The following is an 18,626-nucleotide window of genomic DNA, read 5'->3' as shown; positions in this document are numbered from 1 at the left end:
AAACCATAAACATGGACCGCCTTAAGGGGCGGTTAATAAACAAGATAAAACATCTAGGAAAGGTGCAGATACATGTCTTACCAAACCTCTATCCATTTTGATCCAACGGCTTTGCTGATAATAAAAAATGAGGTTGATAACTCAATCAAGTTAGTCGAATCAGCAGTCAGCACCTTAGTTGAAGATCAAACTTTACCTTTCGGGATTGATGATGCACTGATTCAATTTGAACAATGTGCTCAAGTACTAGCTTTAGTTGATATGCCAAGTTTGGCAAAAATCGCTCAATATTCAGCAGAGTTAATGCGCAAGATCATGGGGAATCCTGCGCAAATTAACACTCAAGATGTCATCGCGCTGAGCGAAGGCACGACCATGCTGAAACGCTACATCGAATTTATCTGCCTACGTGAAGTTAAAATTCCACAATTCCTGCTGGACAGTCTTAATCGTCTAGAACTGTCTTTGGGTAAACCTCTAACGTCGGAAGGCCAACACATTGAGTCCCTACTCGATTGTATTACTCCTGACTTTGACTTACCTCAAGCTCCTGCACTTGAAAAATCAAAATACGTTCACCGTCTGTATAAGTTGGCGTTGAATAAATTGATTAAACAAGAAGAAACTGAGCTGGATTTGCAAGCGATTAAATTGGTCGGTGCGTATTTAGCAGGCCTTTCAGACAAACATCCAAGTAAACAATATTGGAACTTGGTTTTTGTTGCGTTTAATCAAATTGATCAAATCTTAATTACCGATGCTCGTTTACGTACCTTGGTAAGCATTGAACGCAATATGGCTCAATATTTTGCAGGAACTGAGCGCTTTAAAGCATCCATTTCTGATTTAGCCAATGTCTTAAGTCTAAACATTAGCCAAGAAGATGACATTTCTTATCATATTCGTGGCAAATTAAATATCGGTGAAGACCTTCTTACCGACACCCAATTGCAAGTTTTCAGTCGTCATTTATATGGTCCTGACTTCGACACCATGCATACCATTGGTGAATTGGTTACGACTGAAATGACGCAAATTCGTAATGATATTGAATTTAACTATCAAAATATGACGCCTGAAAAAACCCAAGAACTTCAAGCGAAATTAAACGAATTGGCAAATATCTTCAAAGTCTTGAACTTAAATGAAGCGTATAACGACCTGTCGCGTCAAGCTGCGTCATTAGGTAATGCTGAGATTTTACAAGATGAAAGCTTTGCCCAGCAGTTGATGAACAATATCTTGTCTGCCATGAACTCGATTGGTGTGCTTGAGCGTCATCACACTTCTAGCCGCTTACAACTTCGTGTGAATAATATGAATATTTCACTCGACCGTTTAGATGAAGCACACGCTGCTCTGTTAAATGAGACCAAGGTTTTAATTGATGCTGCTAGCCAATCTTTGGTTCAGTATTTACAAAACCAAGATTTGACACAACTTGAAGCGACTGCAACTCAATTCCGCGAAATTGGTGGTGCAATGTTGTTCCTCAATGCAGATGCGGCTCAAAATGCACTGAACTCAACAGCTCAATTCATTGTGAAACGAGTTGAATCTTCAACAGCGATTGATGCAAATGAAGTGAATCAAGCATTAGATTCATTGGCAAGCGCAGATATGTTGATTGACAATTTAAAGAACAAACAACCTGTTTTACAGGGCATGTTTAAGGTAGCATTGGACAGTAGCGAAAAACTGAAATCAGCAGCAGCCTAATGTCTAAATTATCACTTGCGTATATCTTCAAACAACAGCAATTGCTGGTCGATGAAAACTTTCAACTTCCCGAAGTTGAGCAACTCGCAAGTGATTTAAATATTGGCACGGGTGATCGAGTGATTGCCCGTGACCTACTTGAAAATGAGCCTATTCCTGATGGCTTACAACTCATCCCTATTCGCCAGCTTCTACAATTGTGGAATGTTCAACAATTTGAACAAGCCAGCCGTGCTATTCAACTCTTAGAATGGCGTCGTAATCATAAATTTTGTAGCCACTGCGGCACAGCAACTCAAGTCCATGCCACAGAATACGCCATGGTTTGTCCCACTTGCGGTTATCACCAATACCCTCGTGTCAATCCTTGTGTCATTACCGTCATTACCCGTGGTGAAGATGAAATCTTATTGGCAAAAAATGCAAAAAATGTCCGTGCCATGTATGGACTGATCGCGGGTTTTGTTGAAGTCGGTGAAACTTTAGAAGAAGCGGTTCGTCGTGAAACTGAAGAAGAAGTGGGTTTAAAGGTCAAAAATATTCAATACTTAGCCAGCCAACCTTGGCCCTTCCCAAGTAATTTAATGATCGCCTTTAAAGCAGAATATACTGCTGGTGAACTTCAATTACAAGAAGAAGAAATCAGTGATGCAGCTTTCTTTAAATTTGATGCATTACCTGAAATTCCTTTCAAAGGCAGTATCGCCCATTCGATGATTATGCATGTCATTCATGGTTCTGCTGTTGCAGATGATACCCAGGCATGGTTATAAGCTACTGCTTTTGAGGAACTTAGAAATAAAAAAAGCCGCCTCAGTGTGGTTTTTTTATTTCTCACTAATCATGTGTATTCACTGCATATTTAAATAATTGAATATTTTTTATCCACAAGCTGGTCGATTTATTCTACTTTTAAATTCAAATTAAAATAACTTACCCACAATATTAAATTCAAAATAATGGCGAAAAATAAATCCATCAGCAAAAGATAAAATATAAAAATCTAATATAAATAAATAAGATAGGAAATTTATGAAACTAAATTTAGCAATTTAGTTGCTTATTTTTAAATAAAATAAATAGTTTAGTAAGTTTATGGTAGATAGTACTTTATTTAATCAAATAATTATGTTAAAAATGCGTTTAAGAAATAGTAATTAACGATAAATAGATCGGAAAGAATATCTATGAAAGTCGTGCAAGAAGAAAACTTATCGCAAGTTGACCATCACATGGAATCTCGATATCAAATCGAGCCAATGTCCTGCTTATTTTTTATGTTAGGTATGCTGATTTGTGCATACGTGTTACATACTTTTATTTTTTAATCTATTCAATAAAAAAACCGGCAAATGCCGGTTTTTTTTATTCCTTTAGGATTATGCGTTGCGTTTCGCAAAGTCATCCATAAAGTTAACCAGTGCTTGAACGCCTTCTAGCGGAACAGCATTATAAATACTTGCACGCATACCACCCACTGAACGGTGACCGGCTAAATTAAGCAAGTGGTTTTCTTCAGCTTCTTTCAAGAATTGTTTTTCCAATTCTGGATTCGCCAAAGTAAATGGTACGTTCATGATTGAACGGAATTCTTTTGCAATTGGATTTGCATAGAAATCGCTTGAATCGATATAACCATAAAGCAATTCAGCTTTTGCCATATTCGCTTTATAAATTGCGTCTACACCGCCCAGCTCAAGTAACCATTCAAAAACGAGGCCAGATAAGTACCATGCATAAGTTGAAGGTGTATTCACCATTGAACCATTTTTCGCTTGAGCTGAATATTTCAAGATACTTGGAATATCTGCTTTCGCTTGATCCAATAAATCATCACGAATAATCACCAAAGTTAAACCAGCAGGACCAATATTTTTCTGAGCACCTGCATAGATTAAACCGAACTTAGAGACGTCTAATGGTGCAGATAAAATGCTTGATGAAAAATCGGCAACCAATGGCTTGTCTGTTTCAGGAATGTTGGCAAACTGAAGACCGCCAATGGTTTCATTATCTGCATAATGCACATAAGCTGCATCATCAGATAAGTTCCAAGTGCTTTGATCAGTAATCGCAAGTTTACCGTCAATGATCGTACCCGCTTCAACGACATTAATGTCGCCATAACGCTGTGCTTCTTTCAACGCTTTTTCAGACCAAATACCAGTGTGGATATAGTCTGCTTTGCTGTTTTTACCCAATAGGTTTAATGGGATCGCAGAGAATTGAAGTGATGCGCCACCTTGAAGGAATAACACTTTATAGTTGTCTGGAATATTCATCAGCTTACGAAGATCAGCTTCTGCTTTCTCTGCCACAGCGACATAGTCTTTACTACGGTGGCTCATTTCCATGATCGAAAGGCCTTTGCCTTGCCAGTCAAGCATTTCAGCTTGAGCTTTTTCTAAAACGGCAGTGGGTAATGCAGCAGGACCAGCACAGAAGTTGTACGCGCGCATGAGTTTTCCTTTCAAAGTGAAACACAATAAAATGATGGCATTTAACCATATCTGACGCGTGCTTGCAGTAGTTAAAGCTGAAAATATTCCAATGCTGTCTGACATTTGAAGTCAAATTTTCAATAAAGATCAAAATTAATTCTTATTAATTCAAATTATTAGATTTACTGATATTTTTTATCCCTTGAATTGATGCTAATTTAAGGTCTTGATGTGCGAAAATGACGTGCGCTACAAAGATAAAATTTATTTACATATGTATATGAAACAATACAACAACTTAGTGAATTTACCCAACTTCATCACAATGACTATAATGAACCCATCCTAGCTGTGAGTGTATTTTTATGCCTTTACCTCGAACAGATTATTCTATAAAAATTAAACATACATTTCGTTCAGGTTTACTGCTTGGCCTTGGTTGTTTCAGTGGCTTTTTTAACCCTACGGTACTTGCGCAAAGTATCAGTTATAACCAAGCAGAACAAAGTCTACTCACTAGTTCGTATAATACTCAGGCCAACCAAGCGCTACAACAATCTGCCGAACTTCAAGCTCAGGCCATTAAAGGCCTTGGTTTACCTCGTGTGGATTTAAACGTCCGTGCCTATGCCTTTCATAATGAACTCGATATTCCTCTCGGCGCCTTAAAAAACAACTTAGAACAAACGCTGAGTAATGGCATTAATAATAAAATTGATGAAAGCTTACCGAGTGATTTGGCAGACCCATTAAAAGACAGTCTGCAACAGCCAATCCGTGATGGTGTCGGATTAATTCCAGATTCTTCCCAAGTGGTCTTAGATGATCAAGTGATCCGCCCTACCGTTTCCGTAATGATGCCGCTGTATACCGGTGGGTTAACGTCTAGCGCCAAGGAAATTGCCAATATTCAAGCCAAACGCAGCGCGATAAGCAGTGAACAACAACAAGATGTGCAACGTTTTGAATTAATCCAAGCCTACTTCAATGCTCAATTACAAAAAAAATTAGTCGAAAGCAGCCGCTTCAATTTAAATGCGATGCAACAACACTATGCCAATGCGCTCAAAATGGAACAACAGGGTTTTATTAGCAAAGGCCAGCGTATGCAATTTGAAGTGGCGAAGAATAATGCACTCAGAACTTTTCAAAATACTGAAGCGAATCTCCGCTCTAGCTTATTTAAGTTAAACAACTTAATGCAAAGCAGCCAAATTACTGATCTTACAACGCCATTATTTATCAATCAGCAACACAATCAAAATATAACCGCCTTACTAAAAAGTTATCAGGATCAGTCTAGTTTGGTGCGTAAAATGCAATTGGACAGTCAATTGGCTGGTGCTAATGTGAAAGCCCAAAGCGCAGCAAAAAAACCCAACGTCTTTGCCTTTGGTGAATATAGTCTCGACGATAAACAAAACTGGATCGTTGGTGTTGCCGCTCGCTACAACTTATTTTCAGGTATTGATAAAAACAAATCCGTACAAGCTGCTGAACTTCAACGCTATGCATCTGAGTTAATGACTGAGCGTACCAAACAAGAAATTGAAAGCCTGATTTATAGCTCATTTAATGAAGTCACCAGCGCTCAACAAAGTCACCTGTTGTTGCAGCAAAACCTAAAAGCTGCTCAAGAAAATTTAAGAATTCAACAGCTTTCATTTAAAGAAGATATGGGTACGGCCACACAAGTCATTGATGCACAAAATGCATTGAACGGGCTACAAAGTGAAATGGCGCTTAATGCCTATAAATACGTGATGTCACTCGCAACACTGCTACAAAGTCACGGGAGCATTGACCAGTTCCAAAGCTATATCAATCAATCACACACCGACTATATTCGCTAAGTTTAGCCGAGGGGAAACAATATGAATCAGGAACCAACTGATCACCAAGAAGATGCCTCTGCGAATGCTGAAACATCCCAATCCAATGTCTCGAGTTCAAACGTTTCGTCTACAGCAAATACTGCTGAGGATACTCCAAAGAAAGTGAATACCAATACTGATGCAGAGACGAAAAAAAGCTCAGTGCAAAGTCGCAATAAATCTGCTTTGATCAAGCTCGTGATTGGCATTGTCTTAGTTCTGCTTTTGGCATTGATTGCATTTGGCTTATGGAAAAGTTATCAGCCCAAGCAGGTTGAATTACAAGGTCGAGTTGAGGCTGAAACCATCCACATTAGTACCAAAGTACCTAGTCGTATTGAAGAAATATATGTGCATGACGGTGAAAAAGTACAAGCAGGTCAAGCACTGGTTCGTTTAACCAGCCCCGAACTCGATGCAAAGAAACAACAGGCTTTAGCTGCACTTCAATCTGCGCAAGCACTGCAATCCACAGCTGAACGTGGCTCTCAACAAGAAAATATTGATAGTTTATATGCCAATTGGCAAAGTCTAAAAGCACAGCAACAATTGGCGCAAACCACCTACCAACGTGGTCAAAACCTCTATAAAGAAGGTGTCATTTCACGACAACGCCGTGATGAAATGCAAGCTGCCGCAGTCTCTGCTGCACAAATGACAGAAGCGTCTTATCAACAATATGCGCGTGCAAAACGTGGCAGTACACCGCAACAACAAAGCTCGGCAGATGCCCAAGTCAAGATTGCGCAAGCCGCGTTGGCCGAAGCAAATGCACTTGAGGCTGAAACCAAATTGTTTGCACCGTCCAATGGCACCATTTCAAAAACCTATGGCAAAGTTTCAGAATTAGTTGCGATGGGTGTGCCCGTTGTAAGCCTGATTCAAGATGATAGCTTATGGATTAGCTTAAATGTCCGTGAAGACCAGTATGCTCAAGTGTATCAACTCAAGACCATGCAAGGATTTATACCGGCGCTAAACAAATCTGCCGAGTTTAAAATTGATCACATCGAAGCCGAAGGTGAATTTGCAACAATCAAAACCACGCGACAAACGGGCGGCTATGACATTCGTAGTTTTAAAGTCCAACTGAAACCCGCTCAGCCGATTGCTGACTTAAAAGTGGGTATGAGCGTTTTGTTTAAAATTGAAGAGCGTAAATAATGTTTAGGGGCATTCTGCGTGAGTTTCGCTATTTGATGCAGCATAAATGGGACTTGTGTATGGTCACACTTGCCCCTGCCCTTGTGATTTTGCTCTTTACCAATATGTTTGCTCAAGGCAAACCAGATCATTTACCCATCGCGATCATAGACCAAGATCAAAGCAGTTTAAGCCGTAACATTACTCATTTTGCGCAGCTGAACCATACCTTAAAAGTAGCCACCATTACACCCAGTATGGATGATGCTGAAAAGCTTTTAAATCAGACTCAAATTTGGGGCTATATTCATATTCCTGCTGGTGCAGAGCAACGACTGGTTCAAGCAAAAGATGCAGAAGTCAGCATTGCCTATAACCAAAGCTATTTTAGTGTCGGCAATAGTATTTCATCAGCCATGCTGCTAAGTACATTGCAAGCCATGGCCGATTTTAGTGGTCATCAGTATTTAGAAAATACAATTCCCTACCTCGATGCACCGACACCCAATGTCAAAATTTCACCTTTATATAATCCAGGTTTAAATTATGAGTTCTATTTAGAGCCGTACATGATTCCTGCGATTCTGCATTTATTACTGTGTTGCTGTGTCGCATTTTCAGTCGGTCAAGAAATCAAATATGGCACTGTAAATCAATGGGTGAAACCGACTTCTGTCTTTCAAGCTTTAATCGCTAAAAATCTCAGTTATGTTTTCATTTTTACCGCTTGGACATGGGCGTGGATGTTCTGGCTAATCGTGTTTCGAGGGTGGTTTGTTCAGGGTTCATTACTGCTAATTTTGCTCGGGCAATTGTTTTTTTATACAGCCTATGCCTTTATCAGTTCTACTGTAGTTTTGGCGACACGTGATCTCACCAAATCTTTTGGTTTTATTGCGGTATATGGTGGCTCATCACTGAGTTTTGCAGGGGTAACATTGCCGCTGAATAACGCGCCGATGTTTACAAAATTCTGGGCTAATATTATTCCCTATACGCCTTATGCCAAATTACAAACAGAACAATGGGTCATTGGTAGCCCAATCTCCATTTCAATCACACCGCTTGTCACCCTGATCATTTACTGTCTGTTCTATTTTGTTCTCGCCAGCTTCTTTTTACGTAAAGTACTGAAGGAACAAATCATATGAATAAAATCGCGTTATTTATAACAGCTTTGCTCAGACACTATATTCAAACATTTAAAGATATTGTGAAGCACAGTTCGATTTTTACCACCTTAGTGCTTTCTGTTTTTCTTTACAGTTTTTTTTATCCCATTGCCTATCAAGCGGAACACGCAGAATCGCTCCCTATCATTGTGGTGGATGAGGAACAAAGCATACTCACCAATACGATTATTGGTGCTGTAGCCAATAGTCCCAATGTAGAAATTCAAGCTGTGACTGGTAATTTTGCTGAGGCTGAAAATATGCTCAGAAGTCAGCAAGCTGACGGGATTTTACTGTTGCCGAGTAATCTTTCAAATAGCATTCGCCGTGGTGAAACCGGTGGAATTGGTTTATATCTCAGTGCTGCAAACTTTCTAAAGACTCAAAAAATTGGCTTAGGTTTAGCCAGTTCTATGGAAAATACCCTCGTCGAATATGCAGAAAAATTCCAGAACATATCTGATTTTAGCCCCGCTTTGTCGATTCATAAGATTCCATTATTTAATCCACTTTCAGGCTATGGCAGCTATATTTTCCCAGCGGTTGCTCCCTTAATTATTCATCAGACGATTTTATTGGGTCTGTGCATGCTGATTGCGACCTATCGACAAAACACCACATGGCGTCCAAGCTATTCACAATTAGCTGGCATTTTCTTGTGTATTTTGACTATCGGGACTTTAGGGTGCTTCTATTTATTTGGTTTTACCTTTTGGCTGAACGATTATCCACGGGGTGGAAATTTTTGTGGCATGTTCATTGCTGTACCCATCTTCCTCAGTTGTATTATTGCGATGACGCTCTATCTAGCCACCTTTCTTGACCTGCCAGAACGCGCAGGACATGTCATCGTTTTTAGTTCTATTCCGCTATTTCTACTTTCGGGAACGGCATGGCCACATGCAGCTATGCCTAAATGGATGCAAATACTCGCTCAAGCATTACCTTCGACCCAAGGCATTCAAATGTTCCTTCAACTCAATCAGATGGGTGTGCCTACAGTAATCGTCATCCCAAAACTGCTTTATCTCACAAGTATTGGACTGATTTTTTTATGTCTTGCTGTCTGGCGTTTAAAGTTTGCCAAAAGATAAAACTGTTTGTGCTGTAAGACATGTCTGGTCTCAAGCGAAATGCGTTCAAACCTATTCATCATAGACTCGAACGCTTTGTATCTAATCATGTCTCAAATTTAAATTCTTGCTGTCATCTATTAGCTGTATGCATTTGGCGTGACAGTCGATGCTTCATCCACTTGAATATCAAAATCATCTGTATCTGAGGTGATCTCAGTAACCAAATCATCTGATTCTTTTTCTGCAGCGTTTTCAAGCCAGAATCCTTTCACTTTATCGTCCCCATCATGATCTGCAAAGACCACACTCATATACAGTTCTTTTTGCGGATAATCATATTTATACACAATTGTTGTGGTCTTACCTTCTCCCAGCCGAGTATTTGCCATTCGCTGAATCACTTGCGCTTCAGCGCTAGGTTGACCTGCAGGAATCAGCTTTTTCATACGTGAAAACAGCTCTGGATCTGCTAGCATCGCATCACGAACATTTTCTTCAACCAATGCCAAAAAGCTGTCTTGATGGGGTTGGTGTAGTGCTGCGAATAATTTTTCTGACTTAGTACGCTGGGAGCTTGTCTCACTTGGTAGGCTTGATTCGAATTTTGCAATCAAGAAATCGCCAATTTTTTCACAAGCCGTTATAGGTAAGATTAAAGCGATGATGACGACTAATTTTTTCAACACCGTACAAGCCCTCTGCTTATTATTAAAATATATAAAGTTAAAATTTATTTCGGATAATCTGTGTGATTTATAGAATTTTCACTGATTTATCTGCTTCACAAGTATAAAGCAAACTTCTATATAAAAATGAAAAATACAGGCTCACATTTAGTTTTTTCGATCTTTCTAGATAAATCAGAGATTTTGTGAAGTGTTTATTAATAACTCAATTTTATTCGTTTTATAAATTAAATTTAACAATAAAATCGTTTATACGACTAAAAATGATAATTTATCGATCAAACAGTTTGGTTTTGATCAAAATCGTTGGCTGTATTCTCATATAAACTGCAAAATATTATCGTATTTATCTCCCAAATTATTCAGAACTTTTTGTCATGGCGGATTCAGTCTGTCTGCAACATTTGTTCGTGGATGACTGTGGGCTTTTTTCTCCCAAATCTGACATAAGAGCTGATGTATGAAAAAGATTAAGGTGAGCCTTGCCTGGCAAATCGTGATTGCTCTCATTCTAGGTATACTTGTTGGTGCTTTCCTACACTATTCTCCTGAATATCGTGATGCTTTAGTTAATAACTTTTTGACTCCTTTGGGCTCAATTTTTATTAATCTTATTAAGATGATCGTTATTCCGCTTGTTGTGTCGATGCTTATTTTAGGTATTGCCAATACAAGTCACGGTAGTAACTTAGGTAAACTAGGTTTCAAAACAATTATTTATTTTGAAATCATTACTACCGTTGCTATTTTAGTCGGTTTAGTTGCAGCCAACGTATTCCAACCTGGTGCCGGCATTGATATGTCTGCATTGACGCAAGTCGATATTTCAAAGTATCAAGAAACAACACATGAAGTCAGTGAACATTCTCATGGTTTGATTCAAACAATACTTTCACTTATTCCATCTAACTTTTTTGCAGCTTTGACTAGTGGTCAAATGCTCCCAATCATCTTTTTCTCTGTGATGTTTGGTGTAGGTTTAGGTGCGCTTGATCAGGAAGTAAAACAACCTTTAATTAAAGTGTTGACCGCTGTTTCTGAAACGATGTTTAAAGTTACGCACATGATCATGATGTTTGCACCTATTGGTGTATTCGGCTTGATTGCTGCAACTGTTGCGAATTTCGGCTTCAGCTCACTTGTGCCACTGCTTAAACTCGCAGTTTTAGTTTATGGTGCAATCTTCTTCTTTATTTTCATTGTATTAGGTGCAGTTGCTAAATTCTGTGGCTTCAGTGTTTGGGCCATTATCAAGATCTTAAAAGATGAATTGATTCTCGCGTATTCAACTGCAAGTTCTGAAACTGTCCTCCCCCGTATTATGGAAAAGATGGAAGCTTATGGTGCTCCGAAACCGATTACCAGTTTCGTAATTCCAATTGGCTATTCATTTAACCTCGATGGTTCGACCCTATATCAAAGTATTGCGGCTATCTTTATTGCTCAGCTTTACGGGATTGATCTGACAATCACCCAACAAGTGATTCTAGTACTGACCTTGATGATTACCTCTAAAGGGATTGCAGGTGTACCTGGCGTTTCTTTCGTGGTCTTGCTGGCGACTCTCGGCAGTGTCGGTATTCCTCTCGAAGGTCTGGCATTCATTGCAGGTATTGACCGTATTTTAGATATGGCACGTACTGTACTGAATGTGATTGGTAACGCGCTTGCGGTACTGGTGATCAGTAAATGGGAAGGCCAATTTGATACTGAAAAACAAAAAAATTATGCCGCTAATCTAAAAGATGCCGCTTAATTTTATGTTATAAAAAAGGACGCTTCGGCGTCCTTTTTTACAGCTTTGTTTTATTTTTTACCAAACTTTATTTATTTTTTTCACCAAACACTGAAATATTAAAATCTCGAATTTTGTTACTTCCTGTCGGCTTATCAAAACTTACATCGTACTGTACAAGGTTTTTATTGGTATAACCGTACTCATAAGTGACCGTATATAAAGACGGCTTTTCAGTCGATTTTTCAATGTGCTTAGCCACTATATTTTTGCGTGAGTAATCTTGTTTCGGAATACCTTGTGCAAATTTACGCAGCTCTTTTTCATTCTGTTCAAACTTCGCTTTGAGTTCTGGTTCAAAGTAGGTGTACAGCTTTTCAAAATTGCCTTCACGTAATTGATCATAGGCAGCTTGGGCAACTTCAGTCTGTTCAGCACTTGGGTCTGGTATTGCATTTAAGGCTTTTTGACCTATTTGGTCACAGCCGCCCAGCCCAATAAGTGAAGCCATTGCAAAATATTTTAATTTCATATTGTACTCATCAATCTAAAATTATCTGTCTATAAAAAAGGACGCCGTAGCGCCCTCTTTTCTCAATCTTCAATTAGTCTTCTTCAGGCTCATTGAGACCTGATTCATTGTCATTTTGATCAATAATCGTTGAGTCATCGACAAGCTGCTCAGTTTCGATTGCTTCCACTTCTTCAAAAGTTTCGTCTTCTTCAACTGCTTCGATCGCCACAACACCGACTAAGATTTCGCTTTCACCTAAACGGATCAAACGAACACCTTGAGCATTACGACCTGTTTGTGCCACTTCAGATGCACGTGTACGAACCAGCGTACCACCATCTGAAATTAACATCAGCTCTTTAGACGCATCAATCGCTACCGCACCAACAAGTTCACCGTTACGTTCAGATGTTTTGATTGCAATAACACCTTTACCGCCACGTTTCTTGGTTGGGAAGTCATCTACTGGTGTACGTTTACCATAACCATTAGCTGAAGCACAAAGTACTTCACCGGTTTCCGGAACAACCACCAATGACACTATACGGCTAATGAGAGCTGAATCAGAGGTATCGTCATCATCCGACTCGACATCCGCATCCTCAGCGTCTTCAGCTTGAGCTGCCGCACCAATGGTCACGCGCATACCACGGACACCTTTGGCAGAACGGCCCATTGAACGCACGTCAGTTTCTGCAAAACGAATGGCTTTACCTTCGTTTGAGAACAACATGATTTGTTGTTCGCCATCAGTAATAGCAACACCAATTAAGGTGTCATCACCATTGAGTTCAATCGCACGTAGACCGTTAGAACGAACATTCGAGAATTGTTCTAACTCAACACGTTTAATCGTACCGTATTCTGTTGCCATAAATACGTAGAAGTTTTTACGAACGGCTTCTGCTTGCTGTGCAAAGTCATTGATGATTTCATCATCAAGATCAGTGGTAGATAACTCTAGACCCAATTGTTTCAACTGAATACGAAGTGCGTCAGATAAATCATCTGCACCGTCTTCAGTCTCAGCAAGTGCAGCTTCTAAGCCTGCAAAATGACTGTTAATCACTTCATTGGTTTGTAGCTGTGCACTATTGGCTTTTACAAATGCTTTAAAGTCAGCCAAGCGTTCTTTAAATTTCTTCGGCGCATCAACCACAGGTAAAATAGCGGTGATGGTTTCGTTTTCATCTAATGGCAATAAGTTCACCATCGGACGACCTTTTGCCCCACGAGATGCTTGAGGTACTTCATACACTTTCAAACGATAAACTTTACCCACATTGGTAAAGCAAAGTACTGTTGCGTGGTTTGAAGTCACGATCAAATGCTGGATGTAATCGTCTTCTTTCATTGAAGTTGCAGACTTACCACGTCCGCCACGACGCTGTGCAGCATAGTCTGACAATGGTTGAGTTTTTGCATAGCCTGATTTAGAAACAGTCAGTACCATTTGCTCTTCAGGGATTAAATCTTCACGAGAGAAGTCGATACGTGATTCCACGATATCGGTACGACGTGCATCGCCATATTGTTGAAGGATTAAAGCCAATTCTTCTTTAATTACGTTCATCAATAAGTTGAAATCGTTCAAAATTGCCGTGTATTCAGCAATTTGACCAAGAATTTCTGTATATTCAGCTTGTAACTTGTCTTGTTCTAGACCGGTTAAGCGATGTAAACGAAGTTCTAAGATCGCACCCACTTGGGTTGGAGACAGACGATAAATAGCACCTGTTAAACCAAATGGGCGTGCTGGATCTTCGCCTTCAATTTCATCTGGACGGACAGATACCGCGCCTGCTTTTTCAAGCAATGCAACAACACCACCGCCTGCCCACTCGCCCGCTTGTAAACGTTCACGTGCTTCGCTAGGGTTTGCAGATGTTTTGATGGTTTCAATGATCGCATCGATATTTGCGAGTGCAACCGTCAAACCTTCTAAGATATGTCCACGTTCACGTGCTTTACGCAGTTCGAACATGGTACGGCGTGTAACCACTTCCTGACGATGACGGATAAACGCTGCAATAATATCTTTCAAGTTCATTAATTTAGGCTGACCATTATCGAGGCAGACCATGTTAATGCTGAATGAATTTTCTAATTGGGTATTTTGGAATAGGTTATTTACAATCACTTCAGCGTTTTCACCACGCTTTAAGTCAATTGCAATACGCATCCCTTCTTTATCTGATTCATCACGAAGTTCAGAAATACCTTCAAGTTTTTTCTCTTTGACCAACTCAGCAATACGCTCAATGGTTTTTGCTTTGTTAACTTGATAAGGAATTTCAGTGAAGACAATCGTGCTGCGGCCCGATTTTTGGTCTTCTTCAATGTGATATTTACCACGGATATGCAAACGGCCTTTACCTGTACGGTACGCATCGACAATGCCTGATTTACCGTAAATGATACCGCCTGTAGGGAAGTCTGGACCAGAAATGTGTTCCATTAACCCTTCAATGCTGATGTGCGGATCGTTGGCATAAGCAAGACATGCATTAATGACTTCTGTCATATTATGCGGAGCCATGTTCGTTGCCATACCTACAGCAATACCAGCTACACCGTTAATCAACAAGTTAGGCACACGTGTTGGCATGACTTGTGGAATACGTTCAGAACCGTCGTAGTTGTCTTCCCACTCTACGGTATCTTTCTCAAGATCCGCTAAAAGTTCGTGGGTTAATTTACGCATACGAACTTCGGTATAACGCATTGCTGCTGCACTGTCACCATCGACAGAACCGAAGTTACCCTGACCATCAACCAATTGATAGCGTAAACTGAAATCTTGAGCCATACGAACAATGGTTTCGTATACAGCTAAGTCACCATGTGGGTGATATTTACCGATGACGTCACCGACTACACGGGCAGACTTTTTGTAAGCTTTGTTGTAGTCATTGCCCAATTCGTGCATTGCAAAAAGCACACGACGGTGAACAGGTTTGAGACCATCTCGGACATCTGGCAACGCACGTGACACAATCACGCTCATTGCATAATCGAGATATGAGCTCTTCAGTTCATCCTCAATGGCAATCGGTCTAATTTCCGATACGCTCATGCATACTCCTTGTTATACAAGCAGAATTCTGCCCGCATTTATATATCGTAAATCTGTAAAAATTAGTTCAAAAAATACTGAACCAATATCAAAAATCAAGTCGGACAGTATAGCATAAAAACCCTGATTTTTGTGCCAATCATCTTGCACTAGAACCATGATTTTTTGTATTTATTTTAAGCATTTTGATTTTATTTGCTGTGAAAAAAACCTCTACGAATAGAGGTTGTTTAATGTTCAAAATATTTCTTTTCGAAGCTTCAAATTTAGACCCATAAATGTGATAAAAATCACTCTTTATGATATTGCATGACCTCTAATTCCTGAGGCACATGATCATGCTGCAACCATGGGTATGCTGTTAGAAACAAACCAAAAATAAGCGGAAATTCATAAACTTCTTCGATGAAATCTTTATAAGCCAAATCGTACAAAAATAAAAAACTAAGACTTCGACTATGCTCAACTGCATCAGAAATAAATAAGCCCAATATCACCAAGCCGAATGGCCAAATTGGCAAAGCCAAGGTTTTTAGTTTATGTACAATTTCTTGACGCAAATAAGGCGAAAATAGCATAAAGACGACTGGTGCAATCATGAATACCGAAATTAAACGAAAATACGGTTTAGGCACATCAGGAAAATAGTCACGCCCCCAACTAATACTACGACCAAATAGCAACAACCACCATGCAACAGCCCACAACCAAAATTGTTTCTTTCCATCTTGCATTTCAAGTGGTCGAATATAGAAAAAAGTAAAAATCGCAAAAAACAGCAATAACAATGCTTGGACCGATTCAACTGCTGTAACAGTCATTCCATCAAATAAAGGAAAAGAGATACTTTGTAAAACAGGAAAAAGTAAACAACAGATCATCAGCACCAATACACTGATTGGTAACTGAAAATCAAATTTCAAAGGGAGACTCCGCCTAAAGGGCAAGTTCAATAAAAAAGCAATGTTAATACAAAATATACAATTCTTTAAGCTTGCTTTAAGTTTAAGATTCAAACTTGAAGGATAAATTTTTATTATTTTATTTTAAATCTTTGTATTTTTTATAATTTATTAATCTCCATCCTATTACCAAGCGATTGCGCCTGCTTACTTACCATTTAAGTTTCAACATACGTTTAGCTTACGCTACAGTAGTGTCTAATACCAATAATAAGAAACATCACATGAATGTTAAACTACTAAACTAAGAATCCCTACCCTCATAAGCATGAAACATCTAACTGCAATTTATATATGTACATTTACGTATAATTAATCGATTAAACATAACCAAGAAGACCTACTAATTCTTCAAACAATAAAAACGCCCCTAAACCATAAGCTTAGGAGCGTTTTGAACTGCGTTCAGAAATTAGATTTTAGATACTAATTCTGGAACTACAGTGTTCAAATCACCCACTAACCAGTAGTCAGCTACTGAGTTAATTGGCGCTTCTTCGTCTTTGTTGATCGCAACGATCACTTTAGATTCTTTCATACCTGCCAAGTGCTGAATCGCACCAGAGATACCTACAGCGATGTACAAGTCAGGAGCAACGATTTTACCTGTTTGACCCACTTGCATATCGTTTGGTACGAAACCAGCATCAACAGCTGCACGAGATGCGCCTTGCGCAGCACCAAGCTTGTCCGCTAATGGATCAAGAACAGTGTGATAGTTTTCACCTGAACCAACACCACGACCGCCTGAAACAACTATACGCGCAGCTGTTAATTCTGGACGTTCAGATTTCACGATTTCTTCAGAAACGAACTTAGAAATACCAGCATCACCAGTAGATGCAACAGCTTCAACTGCAGCAGAGCCGCCTTCGCTTGCAACAGCATCAAATGCAGTACCACGAACAGTCGCAACTACAACAGACTCTCCAGACTCTACAGTTGCAATCGCGTTGCCTGCATAGATTGGACGTTTGAAAGTTTTAGGACCTTCAACAGCAATGATGTCAGTGATCATGCTTACGTCAAGTAGCGCAGCAGCACGTGGAAGTACGTTTTTGCCCGTTGTCGTAGAAGCAGCAAGGATGTGAGTGTAACCCGCACCGATAGAAGCAACTAATTTAGCAACGTTTTCAGCCAATTGATTAGCATAAGCAGCGTCGTCAGCAAGTAATACTTTGCTTACACCCGCAACTTTAGCTGCTTGGTCTGCAACTGCTTGAGCGCCTGAACCAGCTACTAATACAGTGATATCACCACCGATTTTTTGCGCTGCAGCAACAACGTTAAGAGTTGCACCATTTAGTGCTTTGTTGTCGTGCTCAGCGATAACTAAAATACTCATGATTTTTATCCTTCTGTATTAGATCACTTTCGCTTCGTTTTTCAATTTATCTACAAGCTCGTCTACAGACTTCACTTGTACGCCCGCTTTACGTTCTGCAGGAGCTTCAACTTTAACAGTTTTAAGCTTAGTTGCAGGTGAAACGCCATAATCAGCAGGTGACTTAGTATCAAGCGGCTTTTTACGCGCTTTCATAATGTTTGGAAGAGCAGCATAACGTGGCTCATTCAAACGCAAGTCAGTGGTGATAATTGCAGGAAGTGCAAGTTCAACAGTTTGTAAACCACCGTCGATTTCACGAGTCACTTGTACTTTGTCGCCTTCAACTTTAACTTCTGAAGCGAAAGTACCTTGGCCAGCACCTAAAAGCGCGCCAAGCATCTGACCAACTTGGTTAGAGTCGTCATCAATTGCTTGTTTACCAAGAAGGATCAATTGAGGTTGTTCAGCGTCTACAACACCTTTTAGGATTTTTGCAACTTCAAGTGCACCTAACTGGCTGTCGTCAGCTTCAACAAGGATACCGCGGTCTGCACCAAGCGCCATAGAAGAACGGATTTGTTCTTGAGCTTCTTTAGGACCAATAGAAACAACAACGATTTCTGAAACAGTTCCTTTTTCTTTTAAACGAACCGCTTCTTCCACTGCGATTTCACAGAACGGGTTAATTGACATTTTAACGTTCGTTAAGTCAACACCACTGTTGTCCGGCTTAACGCGAACTTTAACGTTGGCATCAACCACACGTTTTACAGCAACAAGAGCCTTCATGTAATCCTCGGCTGTTTTAGCAAATGTAAATGTTGAGAAAAGTTATATTAACTCTTCACTTTAAATTTTTTAGGTGCCCTATCTTGCAATGTGTACGGCATTTCGGTCAAGT

The 18,626-nt window shown here is 39.7% G+C and carries 14 protein-coding genes; 7 read left to right on the top strand and 7 right to left on the bottom strand.

All coding sequences use genetic code 11. The annotated features are described in order from the left end of the window. The first annotated feature begins 72 nt into the window (after positions 1 to 72). Together FTV38_RS00790 and nudC are read left to right on the top strand one after the other, a co-directional pair. Positions 73 to 1,719, top strand: coding sequence for a chemotaxis protein (locus tag FTV38_RS00790; protein ID WP_180020761.1), 1,647 nt, complete (start codon positions 73 to 75; stop codon positions 1,717 to 1,719). Continuing rightward, positions 1,719 to 2,492 carry an NAD(+) diphosphatase gene (gene nudC, locus FTV38_RS00785; protein WP_180020759.1) on the top strand — a complete coding sequence of 258 codons (774 nt, stop codon included), beginning with the start codon at positions 1,719 to 1,721 and terminating at the stop codon, positions 2,490 to 2,492. The genes FTV38_RS00790 and nudC overlap by 1 nt, the downstream gene beginning before the upstream one ends. A gap of 606 nt (positions 2,493 to 3,098) precedes the next feature. On the opposite strand, the gene serC is transcribed toward nudC, so the two are convergent. After that, positions 3,099 to 4,178, bottom strand: coding sequence for a 3-phosphoserine/phosphohydroxythreonine transaminase (gene serC / locus FTV38_RS00780; RefSeq protein ID WP_180020757.1), 1,080 nt, complete (start codon positions 4,176 to 4,178; stop codon positions 3,099 to 3,101). A gap of 347 nt (positions 4,179 to 4,525) precedes the next feature. On the opposite strand from serC, the gene FTV38_RS00775 reads away from it, so the two are divergent. The 4 genes from FTV38_RS00775 to FTV38_RS00760 are packed head-to-tail and all read left to right on the top strand — an operon-like array spanning position 4,526 to position 9,443. Continuing rightward, positions 4,526 to 6,013, top strand: coding sequence for a TolC family protein (locus FTV38_RS00775; protein WP_180020755.1), 1,488 nt, complete (start codon positions 4,526 to 4,528; stop codon positions 6,011 to 6,013). 21 nt (positions 6,014 to 6,034) lie between these two features. After that, a complete protein-coding gene (locus tag FTV38_RS00770) occupies positions 6,035 to 7,198 on the top strand; it encodes an HlyD family secretion protein (RefSeq protein ID WP_180020753.1) in 1,164 nt (387 codons plus the stop codon). After that, complete coding sequence (locus FTV38_RS00765) at positions 7,198 to 8,328, top strand: ABC transporter permease (protein WP_180020751.1); 1,131 nt, start codon at positions 7,198 to 7,200, stop codon at positions 8,326 to 8,328. The genes FTV38_RS00770 and FTV38_RS00765 overlap by 1 nt, the downstream gene beginning before the upstream one ends. Before the next feature lie 17 nt (positions 8,329 to 8,345). Next, positions 8,346 to 9,443, top strand: a complete 1,098-nt coding sequence (locus FTV38_RS00760; RefSeq protein WP_180020931.1) for an ABC transporter permease — start codon at positions 8,346 to 8,348, stop codon at positions 9,441 to 9,443. Positions 9,444 to 9,562: 119 nt separating this feature from the next. Here the strand turns inward: FTV38_RS00760 and FTV38_RS00755 are convergent, their stop codons facing one another. Then, complete coding sequence (locus FTV38_RS00755; RefSeq protein WP_180020748.1) at positions 9,563 to 10,111, bottom strand: hypothetical protein; 549 nt, start codon at positions 10,109 to 10,111, stop codon at positions 9,563 to 9,565. A gap of 460 nt (positions 10,112 to 10,571) precedes the next feature. Here FTV38_RS00755 and gltP point away from each other — a divergent pair, with 460 nt between their 5' ends. After that, positions 10,572 to 11,867, top strand: a complete 1,296-nt coding sequence (gltP, locus tag FTV38_RS00750) for a glutamate/aspartate:proton symporter GltP (protein WP_078190399.1) — start codon at positions 10,572 to 10,574, stop codon at positions 11,865 to 11,867. Positions 11,868 to 11,934: 67 nt separating this feature from the next. Here gltP and FTV38_RS00745 read toward each other — a convergent pair whose 3' ends face one another. The 5 genes from FTV38_RS00745 to FTV38_RS00725 form a co-directional block, all read right to left on the bottom strand. Continuing rightward, complete coding sequence (locus FTV38_RS00745) at positions 11,935 to 12,378, bottom strand: DUF3887 domain-containing protein (protein WP_180020747.1); 444 nt, start codon at positions 12,376 to 12,378, stop codon at positions 11,935 to 11,937. 73 nt (positions 12,379 to 12,451) lie between these two features. Continuing rightward, the gene (gene gyrA / locus FTV38_RS00740; protein WP_180020745.1) at positions 12,452 to 15,436 is read right to left on the bottom strand and encodes a DNA gyrase subunit A; all 2,985 of its coding nucleotides are present in this window, start codon (positions 15,434 to 15,436) and stop codon (positions 12,452 to 12,454) included. Positions 15,437 to 15,726: 290 nt separating this feature from the next. Further along, on the bottom strand, positions 15,727 to 16,359 hold the full coding sequence (locus FTV38_RS00735) for a hypothetical protein (protein ID WP_180020743.1): 633 nt from the start codon (positions 16,357 to 16,359) through the stop codon (positions 15,727 to 15,729). Between the two features lie 451 nt (positions 16,360 to 16,810). Then, positions 16,811 to 17,743 carry an FAD-binding protein gene (locus tag FTV38_RS00730; protein WP_111883923.1) on the bottom strand — a complete coding sequence of 311 codons (933 nt, stop codon included), beginning with the start codon at positions 17,741 to 17,743 and terminating at the stop codon, positions 16,811 to 16,813. An 18-nt stretch (positions 17,744 to 17,761) separates the two neighbouring features. Beyond that, on the bottom strand, positions 17,762 to 18,514 hold the full coding sequence (locus tag FTV38_RS00725) for an electron transfer flavoprotein subunit beta/FixA family protein (protein ID WP_078192067.1): 753 nt from the start codon (positions 18,512 to 18,514) through the stop codon (positions 17,762 to 17,764). Positions 18,515 to 18,626 lie beyond the last annotated feature (112 nt).

The organism is Acinetobacter sp. YH16044, from assembly GCF_013417145.1.
In the GTDB taxonomy this organism is placed as follows: domain Bacteria; phylum Pseudomonadota; class Gammaproteobacteria; order Pseudomonadales; family Moraxellaceae; genus Acinetobacter; species Acinetobacter amyesii.
Note: the sequence above shows the minus strand (reverse complement) of the source record. Positions and strands in the feature narration are given on the sequence as shown.